18 protein-coding genes are annotated in these 14126 nt (G+C 67.4%); 5 read left to right on the top strand and 13 right to left on the bottom strand.

The window, feature by feature from the left end:
- On the bottom strand, positions 1-684 hold the full coding sequence (locus tag FB547_RS05580) for a hypothetical protein (protein WP_145740281.1): 684 nt from the start codon (positions 682-684) through the stop codon (positions 1-3).
- Positions 668-1477, bottom strand: coding sequence for an SURF1 family protein (locus tag FB547_RS05575; protein WP_145740279.1), 810 nt, complete (start codon positions 1475-1477; stop codon positions 668-670). Before FB547_RS05575 ends, FB547_RS05580 begins: the two co-directional genes overlap by 17 nt.
- A gap of 36 nt (positions 1478-1513) precedes the next feature.
- Here FB547_RS05575 and FB547_RS05570 point away from each other — a divergent pair, with 36 nt between their 5' ends.
- Complete coding sequence (locus FB547_RS05570; RefSeq protein WP_015867156.1) at positions 1514-1735, top strand: twin transmembrane helix small protein; 222 nt, start codon at positions 1514-1516, stop codon at positions 1733-1735.
- Between the two features lie 74 nt (positions 1736-1809).
- On the opposite strand, the gene FB547_RS05565 is transcribed toward FB547_RS05570, so the two are convergent.
- The 8 genes from FB547_RS05565 to FB547_RS05535 form a co-directional block, all read right to left on the bottom strand.
- Positions 1810-2691 carry a cytochrome c oxidase subunit 3 gene (locus FB547_RS05565; protein ID WP_145740277.1) on the bottom strand — a complete coding sequence of 294 codons (882 nt, stop codon included), beginning with the start codon at positions 2689-2691 and terminating at the stop codon, positions 1810-1812.
- 70 nt (positions 2692-2761) lie between these two features.
- A complete protein-coding gene (locus tag FB547_RS05560) occupies positions 2762-2971 on the bottom strand; it encodes a DUF2970 domain-containing protein (RefSeq protein WP_145740275.1) in 210 nt (69 codons plus the stop codon).
- Entirely contained in the window at positions 2968-3594 is a 627-nt protein-coding gene (locus FB547_RS05555) for a cytochrome c oxidase assembly protein (RefSeq protein ID WP_145740273.1), read from the bottom strand. The genes FB547_RS05560 and FB547_RS05555 overlap by 4 nt, the downstream gene beginning before the upstream one ends.
- Before the next feature lie 28 nt (positions 3595-3622).
- Positions 3623-3748, bottom strand: coding sequence for a cytochrome oxidase small assembly protein (locus FB547_RS33475; RefSeq protein ID WP_370878952.1), 126 nt, complete (start codon positions 3746-3748; stop codon positions 3623-3625).
- 23 nt (positions 3749-3771) lie between these two features.
- The gene (gene ctaD, locus FB547_RS05550) at positions 3772-5403 is read right to left on the bottom strand and encodes a cytochrome c oxidase subunit I (protein WP_015867161.1); all 1632 of its coding nucleotides are present in this window, start codon (positions 5401-5403) and stop codon (positions 3772-3774) included.
- Between the two features lie 46 nt (positions 5404-5449).
- On the bottom strand, positions 5450-6628 hold the full coding sequence (gene coxB, locus FB547_RS05545; protein WP_145740272.1) for a cytochrome c oxidase subunit II: 1179 nt from the start codon (positions 6626-6628) through the stop codon (positions 5450-5452).
- Positions 6629-6688: 60 nt separating this feature from the next.
- Complete coding sequence (locus FB547_RS05540; RefSeq protein ID WP_015867163.1) at positions 6689-7165, bottom strand: DUF2244 domain-containing protein; 477 nt, start codon at positions 7163-7165, stop codon at positions 6689-6691.
- A gap of 168 nt (positions 7166-7333) precedes the next feature.
- The gene (locus tag FB547_RS05535; RefSeq protein WP_145740270.1) at positions 7334-8248 is read right to left on the bottom strand and encodes a class I SAM-dependent methyltransferase; all 915 of its coding nucleotides are present in this window, start codon (positions 8246-8248) and stop codon (positions 7334-7336) included.
- Between the two features lie 23 nt (positions 8249-8271).
- On the opposite strand from FB547_RS05535, the gene FB547_RS05530 reads away from it, so the two are divergent.
- Both FB547_RS05530 and trmL read left to right on the top strand, forming a co-directional pair.
- Positions 8272-8988, top strand: a complete 717-nt coding sequence (locus FB547_RS05530) for a ComF family protein (RefSeq protein ID WP_145740268.1) — start codon at positions 8272-8274, stop codon at positions 8986-8988.
- Between the two features lie 19 nt (positions 8989-9007).
- Positions 9008-9469: a tRNA (uridine(34)/cytosine(34)/5-carboxymethylaminomethyluridine(34)-2'-O)-methyltransferase TrmL gene (gene trmL, locus FB547_RS05525; RefSeq protein ID WP_015867166.1), complete on the top strand. Its 462-nt coding sequence runs from the start codon at positions 9008-9010 to the stop codon at positions 9467-9469.
- A gap of 8 nt (positions 9470-9477) precedes the next feature.
- On the opposite strand, the gene FB547_RS05520 is transcribed toward trmL, so the two are convergent.
- Both FB547_RS05520 and FB547_RS05515 read right to left on the bottom strand, forming a co-directional pair.
- Positions 9478-9948: a MaoC family dehydratase gene (locus tag FB547_RS05520; RefSeq protein WP_145740266.1), complete on the bottom strand. Its 471-nt coding sequence runs from the start codon at positions 9946-9948 to the stop codon at positions 9478-9480.
- A 52-nt stretch (positions 9949-10000) separates the two neighbouring features.
- Entirely contained in the window at positions 10001-10621 is a 621-nt protein-coding gene (locus FB547_RS05515) for a ParA family protein (protein ID WP_145740264.1), read from the bottom strand.
- A 92-nt stretch (positions 10622-10713) separates the two neighbouring features.
- On the opposite strand from FB547_RS05515, the gene FB547_RS05510 reads away from it, so the two are divergent.
- Positions 10714-11376, top strand: coding sequence for an NAD(P)H-dependent oxidoreductase (locus FB547_RS05510; RefSeq protein ID WP_145740262.1), 663 nt, complete (start codon positions 10714-10716; stop codon positions 11374-11376).
- A 2-nt stretch (positions 11377-11378) separates the two neighbouring features.
- The gene (gene kefC / locus FB547_RS05505) at positions 11379-13229 is read left to right on the top strand and encodes a glutathione-regulated potassium-efflux system protein KefC (protein ID WP_145740261.1); all 1851 of its coding nucleotides are present in this window, start codon (positions 11379-11381) and stop codon (positions 13227-13229) included.
- A 28-nt stretch (positions 13230-13257) separates the two neighbouring features.
- On the opposite strand, the gene FB547_RS05500 is transcribed toward kefC, so the two are convergent.
- Entirely contained in the window at positions 13258-14124 is an 867-nt protein-coding gene (locus FB547_RS05500; protein ID WP_145740259.1) for an amidohydrolase family protein, read from the bottom strand.
- Positions 14125-14126: the final 2 nt, after the last annotated feature.

Raw genomic sequence — 14126 nt, 5'->3', positions numbered from 1 at the left:
CTAGCGGCCGGGCTCGTCCCAGGAGGCAGAAGCGCGCAGCAGGCGGTCGAGGTCGCGCTTGGCGCGGCTGGCGCCCGCGGCGTCCATGCGGGCCGGAAAACGCATCATCCAGTTGCCCATCGGATCGACCACGTACAGGTGCTCGGCCAGCCCATGGCCCGGAACCGGCGCGAGCCACCTGGCGAGCTGCTCGGGCGGCACGCGCAGCACGGTGGCGCCGCGCAGGCCGTTGTCCAGCCGCGCCGGAACGGGCGCCGCATCGCTCACGAGCCAGACGCGGTCGAGCCGGTCTTTCTCGCGGCCCAGGCTTTCGCGCAGCTGGCGCTGCAGGTAGAGCTGCTGTTCGCAGAGCGCGTCGCAGGCTGCGTCGGCCACCGCCACCAGCAGCCACTGGCCCTTGAGCGTGGCCAGGTCGACCGGCGCACCGCTGCGGTCCGTTGCGGTGAATGCCGGCAGCGTGCGCTGCGGATCGATGAGTTCGCCGTAGACGCTGCGCCCCTCGGGCCGGATCACGTAGTAGGTGAAGTAGGACGCGATGACGGGCGCGGCGCACATCAGCATCACGGCAATCATCTTCCAGCGCCCGGCCACCGTGCGGCGGCCCTCGGCGCCGTCGAGCGCCTGGTTGGGCGACGGCATCGAGTGCACCGTCAGGCCCAGCGGTTCGTCAGAGGCTGCGTTCATCGCGTGCGCGGCGCCGCGAGCGGCGGTAGGGGGAAATGATTTGGAACCAGACATAGAGGATGACCACGAGGGCCGAAAGCCCGAACCACTGGAATGCATAGCCGTAGTGCTTCTCCAGACCCAGAGCGGGGGCCGGCCAGTCGCGCTGCAACCCCTCGGAAGCGGGGCCGACCTGCTGCAGCGACACATCGGTCCGCAGCGGCAGCTTGGTTTCGGCGCGGAACGCTTCCAGGTCGAGATTCTGCCGGATGGGCGAAGACCCCGCGGATTCCGGTGCCGAGGCCGCCGCAGCCGGCTTGCCGAGTTCGAACAAATGGCCCGGCGGCGGCTCGATCAGGCCCGTGACCTCGACGATGCCCGGCGGCGTCTCGACCGCGCCCAGCTGCGTGCGGTCGTTGAAGTTGCGCTGCACCCAGCCGCGCTGGATCATCACGGCCTGGTCGCTGCCTTCCAGGGCGAACGGCGTCAGCACGTAGAAGCCCGGCACGCCATGCATCTGACGGTTGTCCAGGTAGACCGTCTGGGGCGTCAGCCAGAGGCCGCGCAGCCGCACGGGCCGGTGCAGTTCGCCGGCCGGCGCCTCGAGCGCCAGGAACTCGGCCTGGGCCAGCGGCGGTTTCTGCTTCTGGGCCTCGATCTCGGCCTGCAGCGCCTCTTTCTGCGCGGCGCGCGACAACTGCCAGCGGCCCAGCGACACTGTGGCGGAAAGGGCCAGCACCGCGGCCAGCGTGACCACCAGGAAGCGGCCCCGCCTGGGCCTCGGGCGGGCGGAATGAAGGGGTTCCGGCGTCACTGGAGTGGATGAGGCGTGCGGCCGATAATCGGGGTCATGAAATATTTCGTCGCCCTGGTTTTCGTGGGCATCTTCGCGAGCCTTGCCTTCGCGCTCTTCTACATGCTGAAAGACGGGCGCAACGGGCGCGCCAAGAGCGGCGGCATGGCGCGCGCGCTCACCTTTCGGATCGGCCTGTCGGTGTTTTTGTTCCTCTGCATGCTGCTGGCCTGGAAATTCGGCTACATCCAGCCCACCGGGCTCCCGCTCGGCAAGTAGATGGTGCTCGTTCCACGAGAACCATGAAAAAGGCGCCTTCCGGCGCCTTTTTTTCTGCATGCCGCGGAGGTCGCTCAAAGCCAGTACACCAGCATGTAGAGGCCGAGCCACACCACGTCGACGAAGTGCCAGTACCAGGCCGCGCCCTCGAAGCCGAAATGGCGCTCCGGCGTGAAGTGGCCCTTCTGCAGGCGCAGCGTGATGAACAGCAGCATCAGCATGCCGATGAACACATGCAGGCCGTGGAAGCCGGTCAGCATGAAGAAGGTCGAGCCGTAGGCACCGGAGCTGAGCTTGAGGTTCAGGTCCGTGTACAGGTGGTGGTACTCGTAGCCCTGCACGCCCAGGAAGAGCACGCCGAGCAGCACGGTGAGCCACATGAAGCGGATGGTCTGGGCACGATGGCCGGCGCGCAGCGCGTGGTGGGCAATGGTGAGCGTCACGCCCGAGCTCAGCAGCAGCGCGGTGTTGATCGTGGGCAGCCAGAACGGGCCGACGGTCTGGAAGGGCTCGACGATGTCGGCCGGCGAACCGGTGGCGCCGGCGGCAACGCTGGGCCAGACGGCCTTGAAGTCGGGCCAGAGCAGTGCGTTGTCGAGGCTGCCGAGTGCCGGCAGCGAATGGGTGCGGGTCCACCACAGCGCGGTGAAGAAGGCGCCGAAGAACATCACTTCGGAGAAGATGAACCAGCTCATGCTCCAGCGGAACGAGAGGTCGATCTTGTGGCCGTACTGGCCGCTTTCGCTTTCGCCGATGGCGGTGCGGAACCAGACGAACAGCGTGGCGAGCCACGCGACCATGCCCGCCAGCAGGGACCAGGCGCCCCACTGGTGGCCGTTGATCCACTGGCCCGCGCCGAGAATCACGAAGAACAGGCCGGTCGCGGCCATGACCGGGTAGGCGGACGGCCCGGGCACAAAGTAGTAGGGCGTGGTGCCGTGGGTGGTTGAACTCATATCAGCTCCTGGCTTTCTTTCTTCTCTCGATTCGATGGGTTCTGGATGTCGTGGGCCATGCGGACCGGGTTCAGGGTGCAACCACGTAGCGCACCAGCAGCACCAGGCCGACGATGAAAACGATGACCGCGGCAAAGGCCACCGCGATGATGTGCAGCGGGTTCAGCTTGGCCAGGTCGTCCTGGTAGGCGCTTTTCTTGCGCACCCCGAAGAACGACCAGCACACGGCCTTCACCGTGTCCCACAGCGTGGCCTTGGGTGGCGTGTCCGGCGCGGTCACGAACGGGACTCATGGGCAGCATTCGAAACAGCGGCCACCGGCGCCGCGGGCGTCTTGCCGCCGACTTCGAAGAAGGTGTAGGACAGCGTGATGGTCTTCACGTCCCTGGAGATCTTCGGGTCGATCACGAAGGCGACGGGCCACTGCTTCTTCTCGCCCGGGTCGAGCGTGTACTGGTTGAAGCAGAAGCACTCCAGCTTGTTGAAGTACGGCGCGGCCTGCTGCGGCGCATAGCTCGGAATGGCCTGCGCCGCCATGCGGCGGTTCTGCACGTTCTGGAATTCGTAGAGCACGGTGTTGAGCTGGCCGGGGTGCACCTGCATCGTCCGCTCGGCGGGCTTGAAATCCCAGAGGCCGCCGCGCACGTTGGAGTCGAACTCGACCGTGATCGTGCGCGTGGTGTCGACCTGCGTGTTGTCGGGCACGCGCACGTTCTTGCCGCCGCTCGCGCCGCCCGGCACCTCGAGCTCGTTGAGCGCGAGGATGTTGATGCCGGTCATTTCGCAGATGGCGCGATAGAGCGGCACCAGGGCATAGCCGAACGCGAACATGCCGCAGGTCACCACGGCCAGCTTGCCGACCATGCGGACATTGGCGCGCTTGATGCGTTGACCGAGGCTCATGACGTGGACGGCTCCGTTGGCGTCTGCTTCAGCGTCCGCCGAACCAGATCATGCGGACCAGGAATCCGAGAAAGAACAGCACGGCAATGGAGGCCAGCGTGAGCCCCATGCGGCGGTTGTTCCTTTTTTGTTCGGGCGTGGTCATCGTGGTCATGCAAGCCGGCGGCCTGGTGCCGTTCAGCCGATCACCTTGGTCGCGGTCGCATCGAGCTTGGGCGGGTTCTCGAAGGTGTGGAAGGGCGCCGGCGACGGCACTTCCCACTCGAGGCCTTCAGCCGCTTCCCAGGGCTTCTGCGCTGCCTTCTCGCCCTTGCCGAGCATGGTCGGCAGCACGATGAAGAAGAAGAAGTACACCTGCGCGAGACCGAAGGCGAACGCACCCACCGAAGCCACCGCATTGAAGTCGGCGAACTGCATCGGGTAGTCGGCATAGCGGCGCGGCATGCCCGCCAGGCCGAGGAAGTGCATCGGGAAGAAGGTGACGTTGAACGAGATCAGCGACCACCAGAAGTGGATCTTGCCGCGCGTTTCGTTGTACATCACGCCGGTCCACTTGGGTGCCCAGTAGTAGTAGCCCGCGAACATGGCATAGAGCGAACCGGCCACGAGCACGTAATGGAAGTGGGCCACCACGTAGTAGGTGTCCTGCAGCTGGATGTCGATCGGGGCGATGGCCAGGATGAGGCCGGTGAAGCCGCCCATCGTGAACACGAAGATGAAGCCCACCGCGAACAGCATCGGGGTTTCGAAGGTCATCGAGCCCTGCCACATGGTGGCGATCCAGTTGAAGATCTTCACAGCCGTGGGCACTGCGATCAGCATGGTCGCGTACATGAAGAACAACTGGCCCGTGACCGGCATGCCGGTCGTGAACATGTGGTGCGCCCAGACGATGAACGACAGGATCGCGATCGACGAGGTGGCGTACACCATCGAGGCGTAGCCGAACAGCCGCTTGCGCGAGAACGCCGGCACGATCTGGCTGATGATGCCGAAGGCCGGCAAGATCATGATGTAGACCTCGGGGTGGCCGAAGAACCAGAAGATGTGCTGGTACATCACCGGGTCGCCGCCGCCGGCGGGGTTGAAGAAGCTGGTGCCGAAGTGGCGGTCGGTCAGCGTCATGGTGATGGCGCCGGCGAGCACGGGCATCACGGCGATCAGCAGGTAGGCGGTGATGAGCCAGGTCCAGCAGAACATCGGCATCTTCATGAGCGTCATGCCGGGGGCGCGCATGTTCAGGATGGTGACGATGATGTTGATCGAGCCCATGATCGACGAGGCGCCCATGATGTGCATCGCGAAGATGCCGGCGTCCATCGAAGGGCCCATCTGCAGCGTGAGCGGTGCGTAGAGCGTCCAGCCCGCGGCGGGCGCGCCGCCGGGCATGAAGAACGAGCCCACGAGCATCAGCGCGGCGGGGATCAGCAGCCAGAAGCTGAAGTTGTTCATGCGCGCGAACGCCATGTCGGATGCGCCGATCTGCAGCGGGATCATCCAGTTCGCGAAGCCGACGAAGGCCGGCATGATGGCGCCGAACACCATGATCAGGCCGTGCATGGTGGTGAACTGGTTGAACAGTTCGGGGTTCACCAGTTGCAGGCCGGGCTGGAACAGCTCGGCGCGGATCAGCAGCGCAAGCACGCCGCCCACCATCAGCATGGTGAAGCTGAACAGCAGGTAGAGCGTGCCGATGTCCTTGTGGTTGGTGGCAAACACCCAGCGGCGCCAGCCGGTGGGCGCTGCGTGGTGCTCGTCGTGTGCGTGGCCGTCGTGGGCGTGACCGTGGGGGTCGAGGACTGCACTCATTTCGTTGTTCCTTGCAATTTCTTCGTCGCGGGGCGCTTGGGCACGGTCACTTGCCGCGCAGGGCCAGAACTTCGGCCGGCTGCACCAGCTGGCCCGTCTTGTTCGACCAGCTGTTCTTGGTGTAGGTGGCGACGGCCGCGAGGTCGGTGTCGCTCAGCTGCTTCCAGGAGGGCATCGCACCGTTGTTCTGGCCGTTGAGCAGCACCATCAGCTGCACCTTGTGGTCCGCATCGAGCACCTTGGGGCTGGCGTCCAGAGGCTTGATCGGGCCGGCGCCCTTGCCGTTGGCCTGATGGCAGGCCGCGCAGTTGGCAGCATAGACCTTCTCGCCGCGCGTCAGCATCTCGGGCAGGGCCCAGACCTTGCCTGGATCGTCGAGCTTGGCCGCGGCTTCCTTGCGCTTGCCATCGACCCAGGCCGTGTAGTCGGCAGCCGAGACCACCTTCACGTGGATCGGCATGTAGGCGTGTTCCTTGCCACAGAGTTCCTGGCACTGGCCGTAGTAGTCGCCCACGGTCTCGGCGCGGAACCAGGTGTCGCGCACGAAGCCGGGAATCGCGTCCTGCTTGATGCCCAGCTGGGGCACGGCAAACGCGTGGATCACGTCGTTGGCGGTGGTGATGATGCGGACCTTCTTCTGGACCGGAACCACCAGCGGGTTGTCGACCTTGAAGAGGTAGTCGTCGGGCATGGCACCCTTGGCGCCGGCGTCGGACATGGCGCGCTGCGAGCTGTCGAGCGTGGAGATGAAGGCCAGGCCCTCGCCTTCGCCGTTCAGGTAGTCGTAGCCCCACTTCCACTGGTAGCCGGTGGTCTTGATGGTGAGGTCGGCGTTGGTGGTGTCCTTCTGGGCCACCAGCACCTTGGTGGCGGGCAGCGCCATCACGATCACGATGATGAAGGGCACGATGGTCCAGATGACCTCGACCACCACCGATTCATGGAAGTTGGCCGCCTTGTGGCCGACCGACTTGCGGTGCTTCCATATCGAATAGAACATGACCGCGAACACGGCAACGAAGATGACCGTGCACAGGATCATCATCACCGTATGCAGGAAATGCTGTTCCTGCGCAATCTTGGTGACGCCCAGCGGAAGATTCAGCTGGCGCACCGACGGACCGCCGGGCAGATCGTTGACTGCGTGCGCCGCGCCGCTGAAAGCCGCGCCGGCCGCCAGCAACAGATTCGCCGGCCTGTACTTATTGCGCCAAATGCTCTTCATCGTGTTCACGTTTCTTCAATTTTTTTCAACAAACCCAACCGTGCAGCGCCGCGCGAGCCCTCAGGCGCCACGCAACGCCATGCGAATCTCGCGCGCCAATGCGGCTCGCAACTCCGGGCGTACATAGCGCCCCACCCTGACCGATCGACCCTGACCCGAGACCTCGATCAGCGAACGATCGCTGGCCTGCGGTTCGATCCGCACCTGGTGCGGCAGAAATTCCGTGCGCTCGTAGTCTCCACCGTTCTCGAGCTCCACCACCAGCCGGCCGCCCTGCAGCGCAATCCGTTCTCCATCGGTTGCGTGCCGTGCGTACAGCATGAACGCGAAACCCACCGCGGCCAGTTCGAGCCAGGCAAAAGGCAGAACCAGCGGCGCACCGAGCATCCAGAAGACCGCGCCGATACCGAGCGATACCACGCACAGCGAGGCGTAGAGCCAGCCCAGCTGGCTCGGCGTCACCGAGCAGTTGCGCTTCAGGAACCAGTGGATGTTCTGGCCTGAAACGGTGGCAAAACGAAACACGGAATTCGACACGGGCGAGTTCAGCAAATCGGTGCGTCGACGGCTGCCCAACCCCTTGTCTCCACAGGATCGGACAGACCTCGTTCGCGGAACACTACCCGCGAGTTTCACGCAACGGCGGATTGTAGCGGGTAGACACAGGCGCCCAGTCGCGGATGCGCAGCCGGCCGGGCGCGCCGGTCAGGCGCCGGGCCGTCCGCGCTGCAGCATCGAACGCATCTCGCGCAGCGACACCGCGCTCTCGGCGGAAAGCGCCACGCGCGGCGCGGGCTTGAAGGCATGGCCGTAGATGACCTCGAAGGTCAGCGCGATGCGCCCGCCGCCCTCCTGCGCCGGCGCCAGCTCGGGCAGCGCATGCTTGAGCGCCCGGTGCCATGCCTTGCCGCGCAGCGCCGGGAAGCGCGCCGGATGCAGGTTGCGCCCGAGCGTGCGCAGTTCGGACAGCGCCGCCTCGGGCGTGGCCCAGGTGAGCACGATGCGCTCCATGTCCATCACCGGCTCGGCGAAGCCGGCATGCACCAGCATGTCGCCCCAGTCGTGCATGTCGGTGTATTCGTGGCCCGCGGCCGGCCAGCCCAGGCGCGCGTGCAGTGCCCGCAGCTCGCGGACCGTGTCGGGGCCCAGGCACGAGAACATCAGGAAGCCGTCGGTCGCCACCAGCCGGTGCCAGCGCGCGATGAGCGCCTCGGGGTCGGCCGCCATGTGCAGCGACATGTTGGCCCAGAGCAGGTCCACGCCGTCTTCGGGCGGTGCGTCGAAGCGCAGCTTGCTGCCCTGCCAGCGGCGCGCACTCCACCAGGGCGCGGCCAGCGCCTCGCCGGCCGCGGCGGCCAGGTTCGCCTCGGGTTCGATCACGAAGCAGGCGGCTTCGCGGTAGCGCCGGGCCACCAGCTCGTGCGCCTCGAGGCCGCCGCGCAGCGGCGCCCAGTCGGCCCAGGTGCGCGGCTGCGCCTTGATCCATTGCAGCCGGTCTTCCATGCGGCGGCCGATTTCCTCGTGCAGCCAGGGCGAGCCGTCGGCAGGCGCGAGCCGGCTCCAGCGCGCGGCCGCCGTGGGATCGATGGTCGGCGGTCTTCTTGCGGGGTCGGTGGCCATGGGGCCGTGAGTATATTGAGCCCATGTTCAGCCGTTGGGCCGACCGGCCTTTGACCTCTCTGCTCGCACGGCTGCCCAGCCAGTGCGAGGTGTGCCGCGCATGGCCTTCGCGGCGCGTCTGCGATGCCTGCGTGGCGCGCTTCGCGCCGCCGGCCGCGCGCTGCGGCAGCTGCGCCCTGCCGGTGCCGGAGGGCGTGGCCCGGTGCAGCGAATGCCTGCGCGATCCGCCGCCGCTCGACGCCTGCTTCGCAGCCTGCGCCTATGTGTGGCCCTGGCCCGATTGCATTGCTCAATTCAAGTTCCATGGCGAGGCCGGCTGGGCCGGACCGCTCGCCACGCTGATGCGCAGCGTGCCGTGGGTGGAGCCGGCGCTGGAACAGTGCGACCGGGTGCTGCCCATGCCGATGGCGCCGGCCCGGCTGCGCGAGCGCGGCTTCAACCAGGCGCTCGAACTGGCGCGCCGGCTCGCGCCCGGCAAGACCGACGCGGCGCTGCTCCTGCGCACCCGCGAGACGCCGGCGCAGAGCGGTCTTGCGCGCGCCGAGCGCCTGCGCAACCTGCGCGGCGCCTTCGCGGTGGAGCCCTTGCGCGCCCACGAGCTGCAAGGCCGGCGCGTGGTGCTGGTCGACGACGTGATGACCAGCGGCGCCTCGCTGTTCGCGGCCGCCGCGGCGCTGCGGCTGGCGGGCGCGGCGCATGTCGCGGCCATCGTGTTCGCGCGCACCGATCCGCCGCATTGAGCACCGCGACAATCGGCGAATGTTCCATATCGTCCTGGTCCAGCCCGAAATCCCGCCGAACACGGGCAACGTGATCCGCCTAGCCGCCAACACCGGCTGCACGCTCCACCTGGTCGAGCCGCTGGGTTTCTCGATGGACGACCGCCTGCTGCGCCGCGCCGGGCTCGACTATCACGAATATGCCGAAGTGAAGCGCCACGCCGGCTGGCAGGCGCTGCTCGAGGCCGAGCGGCCGGCCGCCGAGCGCATGTTCGCGCTCACCACGCGCGGCACGCGGGCCGTGCACGATGTGCGCTTCCAGCCGGGCGACTGGCTGGTGTTCGGCTCGGAAACCAGCGGCCTGCCGCCCGCGGTGCGCGAGGGCTTTGCCGAACCGCAGCGCCTTCGGCTGCCGATGCGCGAGGGGCAGCGCAGCCTGAATCTCTCGAACGCCGTGGCGGTGACCGTCTTCGAGGCCTGGCGCCAGAACGGCTTCGGCTGAGCCGAGCCTTAGCGGTAGCGGCGCACCACCGATTCGGCCACGCAGGCCGGCTTGGCCACGCCTTCGAGTTCGATCGTGGCTTCCCAGGTCATCTGGATGCCGTCGTCGGCGATCGGCTCCGCCGTGAGCAGCTTCATGCGCGCGCGCAGCCGCTTGCCCACCGGCACCGGCGACATGAAGCGCACCCGGTTCAGGCCGTAGTTCACGCCCATGCGCGATTCGACCACCTCGAGCGCCGTCTCGAAGAAGCGCGGCAGCAGCGACAGCGTCAGGAAGCCATGGGCGATCGGCCCGCCGAAGGGCCCGGCCTTGGCACGCTCGATGTCGACATGGATCCACTGGTGGTCGCCCGTGGCCTCGGCGAACTGGTTCACCTGCTCTTGCGTGATGGCGATCCAGTCGCTCACGGCAACTTCCTGGCCGACGCAGGCCGCAAGATCCTGAAGCGTCTGGAATGTCTTTTTGGTCATGCGGGGCATTCTGGCGCGAAGGCCGGCGGCCTGGCTGTCGGCCTTGCGACAGCCACGGTCCTCAGCCTTCCAGCCAGTCGCAGATCGGCTGCCACTGCGCCAGGTCGCGCTGCACCCGGCCCGGCGCGATGTCGAACAGCGTGAGCCCGCGCGCCGCGAGCTGCACGTAGTTCTGCGTGTCGCGCAGCTCGCCGAGCACCGGCACGCCGAGGCTGGCGATGAACTCGTGCAGCCGGTCGGCCGCCAGGGTGCGGGCGTTCACGCGCATGCCCACGAGGCTGATCCTCGTCTTTTCGGCGCGGCGCTGCTCCTTGAGCCGGTCGAGGAAGTCGCGCGTGGCGTAGATGTCGAAGATGCTCGGCTGCAGCGGCACGATCACCCGGTCGGCCAGCGCCAGCACCTCCTTGAAGCGCCAGCCGTGCAGTCCGGCGGGGGTGTCGAGCACGGCGTGCGTGGTGCCGCGCGGCGGCCGCACTACGGCGCTGTCGCCGGTGGCTTCCCAGGTGGCGATGGGGCGCGCCTGCGGCGGGCGCAGGCCGAGCCAGAGGCGCGAGGACTGCTGGCGGTCCACGTCGCCCAGCATCACCGCATGGCCGCGGCTCGCAAAGTAGCCCGCAATGTTCGTTGCGAGCGTCGATTTGCCCACGCCGCCCTTGGGATTGGCGACCAGAACCACCGGCATAGCATCTCCTCCAGAGCTGGAAACCCCCGCATCGTAGCGACACGGGATGCGCCCGGTCCCGGCAAGCGCCAAACCTGCGCTATGTTCGCGGCATGACGACAACAACATCGGCCGCCGGCGACACCGGCGGCATCTACGTGCTCGCGGCCCACCCGCACTGGCGCGACTCGCGCGTGAACCGGCGCATGCTGGCCGCCGCGCGCGGCGTGCCAGGGGTCGAGGTGAACGACCTCTACGGCAGCTACCCCGACTTCGCGATCGACGTCGAGGCCGAACACGCTCGGCTCGCCAGGGCCAGCCTGGTGGTGCTGCTGCACCCGATCCAGTGGTATTCGATGCCGGCGCTGCAGAAACTCTGGCTCGACGACGTGCTCAGCTACGGATGGGCCTACGGTCCTGGCGGCACGGCCCTGCAGGGCAAGGACTGCTGGCTGGTCGCCACCACGGGCAGCCCAGAGCCGAGCTACCACCCCCAGAGCTACCACCGCTATTTCTTCGACGCCTTTCTGCCGCCCTACGAGCAGACCGCGGCGCTGTGCGGCATGCGCTTCCTGCCGCCGCTGGTCTTGCACGGCGCACGCAGCGCCGCCGAGGACGAGGTGGCGGCGCACGTCGACGTGTTCGCCCAGCGGCTCGGCAGCTATCCCCAATGGCCCGAGCTCGAGGAGCTCGAAGCCTGCGTGGCCTGCCCGGTGCCCGAAACCGACCGCCCGGCCGACGCCGAAGAACAGAACGACGAAAAAGGCATGGCCTGAGCATGGAACACGCACCCGCCTGGCTGACCAACAGCCTGATCTACCTGGGCGCCGCCGTGCTGGTGGTGCCGCTGTCCAAGGCGCTGGGCCTGGGCTCGATCATCGGCTACCTCGTGGCCGGCATCGCGATCGGCCCCTGGGGGCTCGGGCTCGTCTCCAGCGTGGAAGACGTGCTGCATTTCGCCGAGTTCGGCGTGGTGCTGATGCTGTTCCTGGTGGGCCTGGAGCTCGAACCCAAGCGCCTGTGGAACCTGCGCCGGCCGATCTTCGGCTGGGGCACCGCGCAGGTGCTGAGTTGCGCGCTGGCGCTGTTCGCCGTCGGCTTTGCCGCGGGCGTGGCATGGCGCGTGGCGCTGGTGGCGGCGCTCGGCCTGGCGCTGTCTTCCACGGCGATTGCGCTGCAGGTGCTGGGCGAGCGCAACCTGCTGAAGACGCCGAGCGGCCAGGCGGGCTTCTCGATCCTGCTGTTCCAGGACGTGGCGGCCATCCCGATCCTCGCGCTGCTGCCGCTCCTGGCGGGCGCCACGGCGGCCGAACAGTCGCTCGGCGGGCTGGACCGCACGCTCGAGGGCCTGAAGATCGTCGGCGTGATCGCCGGCATCATCCTCGGCGGCCGGCTGGCCCTGCGGCCGCTGCTGCGCTGGATCGCGCGCAGCGATACGCCCGAGATCTTCACCGCCGCGGCGCTGCTGCTGGTGGTGGCCATCGCCGCGCTGATGCAGTTCGTGGGCCTGTCGATGGCGCTGGGCGCCTTCCTTGCCGGCGTGCTGCTGGCCGAGAGCGAATACCGGCGCGAGCTCGAGACCGACATCGAACCCTTCAAGGGCCTGCTGCTGGGCCTGTTCTTCATTGCCGTGGGCATGTCGATCGACTTCGGCGTGCTGATCGCGAGTCCCGGGCTGATGGCGCTGCTGGTGGTCGGCTTCATGGCCATCAAGCTGGCCGTGATCTACGCGCTGGCCAAGGCCATGGGCCTGGCCTACCAGGAGCGGCCGGTGTTCACGCTGCTGCTGGCGCAGGGCGGCGAGTTCGCGTTCGTGGTGTTCCAGGCTGCGGGGCCCGACGTGCTGCCGCCCGAGACCACCTCGCTTTTGATCGGCGCGGTGGCGCTGTCGATGCTGCTGTCGCCGCTCCTGCTGGTGCTGCTCGACAAGTTCGTGCTGCCGCGCTACAGCCGCAGCAACGGCACGCAACTGGAAGAAATCTCGGAGCAGCAGGACGCCAAGGTGCTGATCTGCGGCTTCGGGCGCTATGGCCAGATCGTGGGCCGCATGCTGATGTCGCAGGGCCTGCGCGTGACGGTGCTCGACCACGACGCCGACACCGTCGAAGGCCTGCGCCAGTTCGGCTTCCGCGTGTTCTATGGCGACGCGACGCGGCTCGACCTGCTGCGCACCGCGGGTGCCGGCACGGCCAAGGCCATCGTGGTGGCGGTGGACGACATCGAGCAGTCGCTGGAGATCGTCGACCTCGTGAAGGAGCACTTTCCGAAGGCCCGCATCATCGCGCGGGCCCGCAACGTGAACCACCTCTTCCAGCTGCGCGACCGCGGCGTGACGGATGTGGAGCGCGAGGTGTTCGAATCGTCGCTGCGCAGCGCGCGCAGCACGCTCGAGGCGCTGGGCTGGCCGGCGCACGAGGCGCGCGAATCGGCCATGCGTTTTCGCCGCCGGAACCTCAAGCTCAGCGACGAGATGTACCCGCACTACAAGGACCGCGCCAAGCTGATCGCGGCCAGCAAGGCCGGCCGCCAGCAGTTCGAGGAACAGATGGCGCGCGAACGCGAGGAACGGCAGCGCCGCTCGGGCCTTGACTGGAACCTGATCGAGGACAAGGAAGAGGCGGACGCGTAGCCCGCCCCTTGGGCCCGCCTCCGGGCGCTCAGCCCTCCAGCTTCAGCAGCCTGACCGCATTGCCCTTCAGGATGCCCGGCATCACCTCGGGCTTGAAGCCGGCGGTCTCGAAGTCCTTCAGCCAGCGGTCAGGCGTGATCAGCGGATAGTCGCTGCCGAACAGGATGCGGTCCTTCAGCAGCGTGTTGGCGTATTGCACCAGCTGCTTCGGAAAGTACTTGGGGCTCCAGCCCGACAGGTCGATCCAGACGTTCGGCTTGTGCGTGGCCACGCTCAGCGCCTCGTCCTGCCAGGGGAAGCTGGGGTGCGCCATCACGATCTGCATGTCCGGGAAGTCGATGGCCACGTCGTCCAGGTGCATCGGATTGCTGTACTCCAGCCTGAGGCCGCCGCCGCAGCGCATGCCCGAGCCGATGCCGCTGTGGCCGGTGTGGAAGATGGCCGGCAGCTGGTGCTCGGCAATCACCTCGTAGAGCGGCCAGGCCATCTTGTCGTAGGGATGGAAGGCCTGCACCGTCGGGTGGAACTTGAAGCCCTTCACGCCGTGCTCCTCGATGAGCCGGCGCGCCTCGCGCGCACCCATCTTTCCCTTGTGCGGATCGATGCTCGCGAAGGCGATCATCATGTCGCTGTTCTTCTGCGCGGCTTCGGCGATTTCCTCGTTCGGGATGCGGCGGCGGCCCATGTTCGATTCGGCGTCGACCATGAACATCACCAGGCCGATCCTGCGTTCGCGGTAGTAGGCCACGCTCTCGGCAATGGTGGGCCGGCCGCTGGAGCCGAAGTACTTGTCGGCGGCGCGGTCGTATTCCTCGCCGTAGTTGTCGAAGGGGTTCCAGCAGCTCACTTCGGCGTGGGTGTGGATGTCGATGGCGATCAGGTTCTGGTGGTCCATGT

Origin of the sequence: Variovorax beijingensis, from assembly GCF_007828835.1 — a bacterium.
Lineage (GTDB): Bacteria > Pseudomonadota > Gammaproteobacteria > Burkholderiales > Burkholderiaceae_C > Variovorax > Variovorax beijingensis_A.
Note: the sequence above shows the minus strand (reverse complement) of the source record. Positions and strands in the feature narration are given on the sequence as shown.

What these genes read in the sequence shown, in the direction of transcription:
- trmL (WP_015867166.1), top strand. Translation starts at nt 9,008, where the DNA reads ATGTTCCATATCGTCCTGGTCCAGCCCGAAATCCCGCCGAACACGGGC.
- FB547_RS05580 (WP_145740281.1), bottom strand. Translation starts at nt 684, where the DNA reads ATGAACGCAGCCTCTGACGAACCGCTGGGCCTGACGGTGCACTCGATG.
- FB547_RS05530 (WP_145740268.1), top strand. Translation starts at nt 8,272, where the DNA reads ATGTTCAGCCGTTGGGCCGACCGGCCTTTGACCTCTCTGCTCGCACGG.
- FB547_RS05520 (WP_145740266.1), bottom strand. Translation starts at nt 9,948, where the DNA reads ATGCCCCGCATGACCAAAAAGACATTCCAGACGCTTCAGGATCTTGCG.
- ctaD (WP_015867161.1), bottom strand. Translation starts at nt 5,403, where the DNA reads ATGAGTGCAGTCCTCGACCCCCACGGTCACGCCCACGACGGCCACGCA.
- FB547_RS05555 (WP_145740273.1), bottom strand. Translation starts at nt 3,594, where the DNA reads ATGAGCCTCGGTCAACGCATCAAGCGCGCCAATGTCCGCATGGTCGGC.
- FB547_RS05515 (WP_145740264.1), bottom strand. Translation starts at nt 10,621, where the DNA reads ATGCCGGTGGTTCTGGTCGCCAATCCCAAGGGCGGCGTGGGCAAATCG.
- FB547_RS05510 (WP_145740262.1), top strand. Translation starts at nt 10,714, where the DNA reads ATGACGACAACAACATCGGCCGCCGGCGACACCGGCGGCATCTACGTG.
- kefC (WP_145740261.1), top strand. Translation starts at nt 11,379, where the DNA reads ATGGAACACGCACCCGCCTGGCTGACCAACAGCCTGATCTACCTGGGC.
- FB547_RS05565 (WP_145740277.1), bottom strand. Translation starts at nt 2,691, where the DNA reads ATGAGTTCAACCACCCACGGCACCACGCCCTACTACTTTGTGCCCGGG.
- FB547_RS05570 (WP_015867156.1), top strand. Translation starts at nt 1,514, where the DNA reads ATGAAATATTTCGTCGCCCTGGTTTTCGTGGGCATCTTCGCGAGCCTT.
- coxB (WP_145740272.1), bottom strand. Translation starts at nt 6,628, where the DNA reads ATGAAGAGCATTTGGCGCAATAAGTACAGGCCGGCGAATCTGTTGCTG.
- FB547_RS05500 (WP_145740259.1), bottom strand. Translation starts at nt 14,124, where the DNA reads ATGGACCACCAGAACCTGATCGCCATCGACATCCACACCCACGCCGAA.
- FB547_RS33475 (WP_370878952.1), bottom strand. Translation starts at nt 3,748, where the DNA reads ATGACCACGATGACCACGCCCGAACAAAAAAGGAACAACCGCCGCATG.
- FB547_RS05535 (WP_145740270.1), bottom strand. Translation starts at nt 8,248, where the DNA reads ATGGCCACCGACCCCGCAAGAAGACCGCCGACCATCGATCCCACGGCG.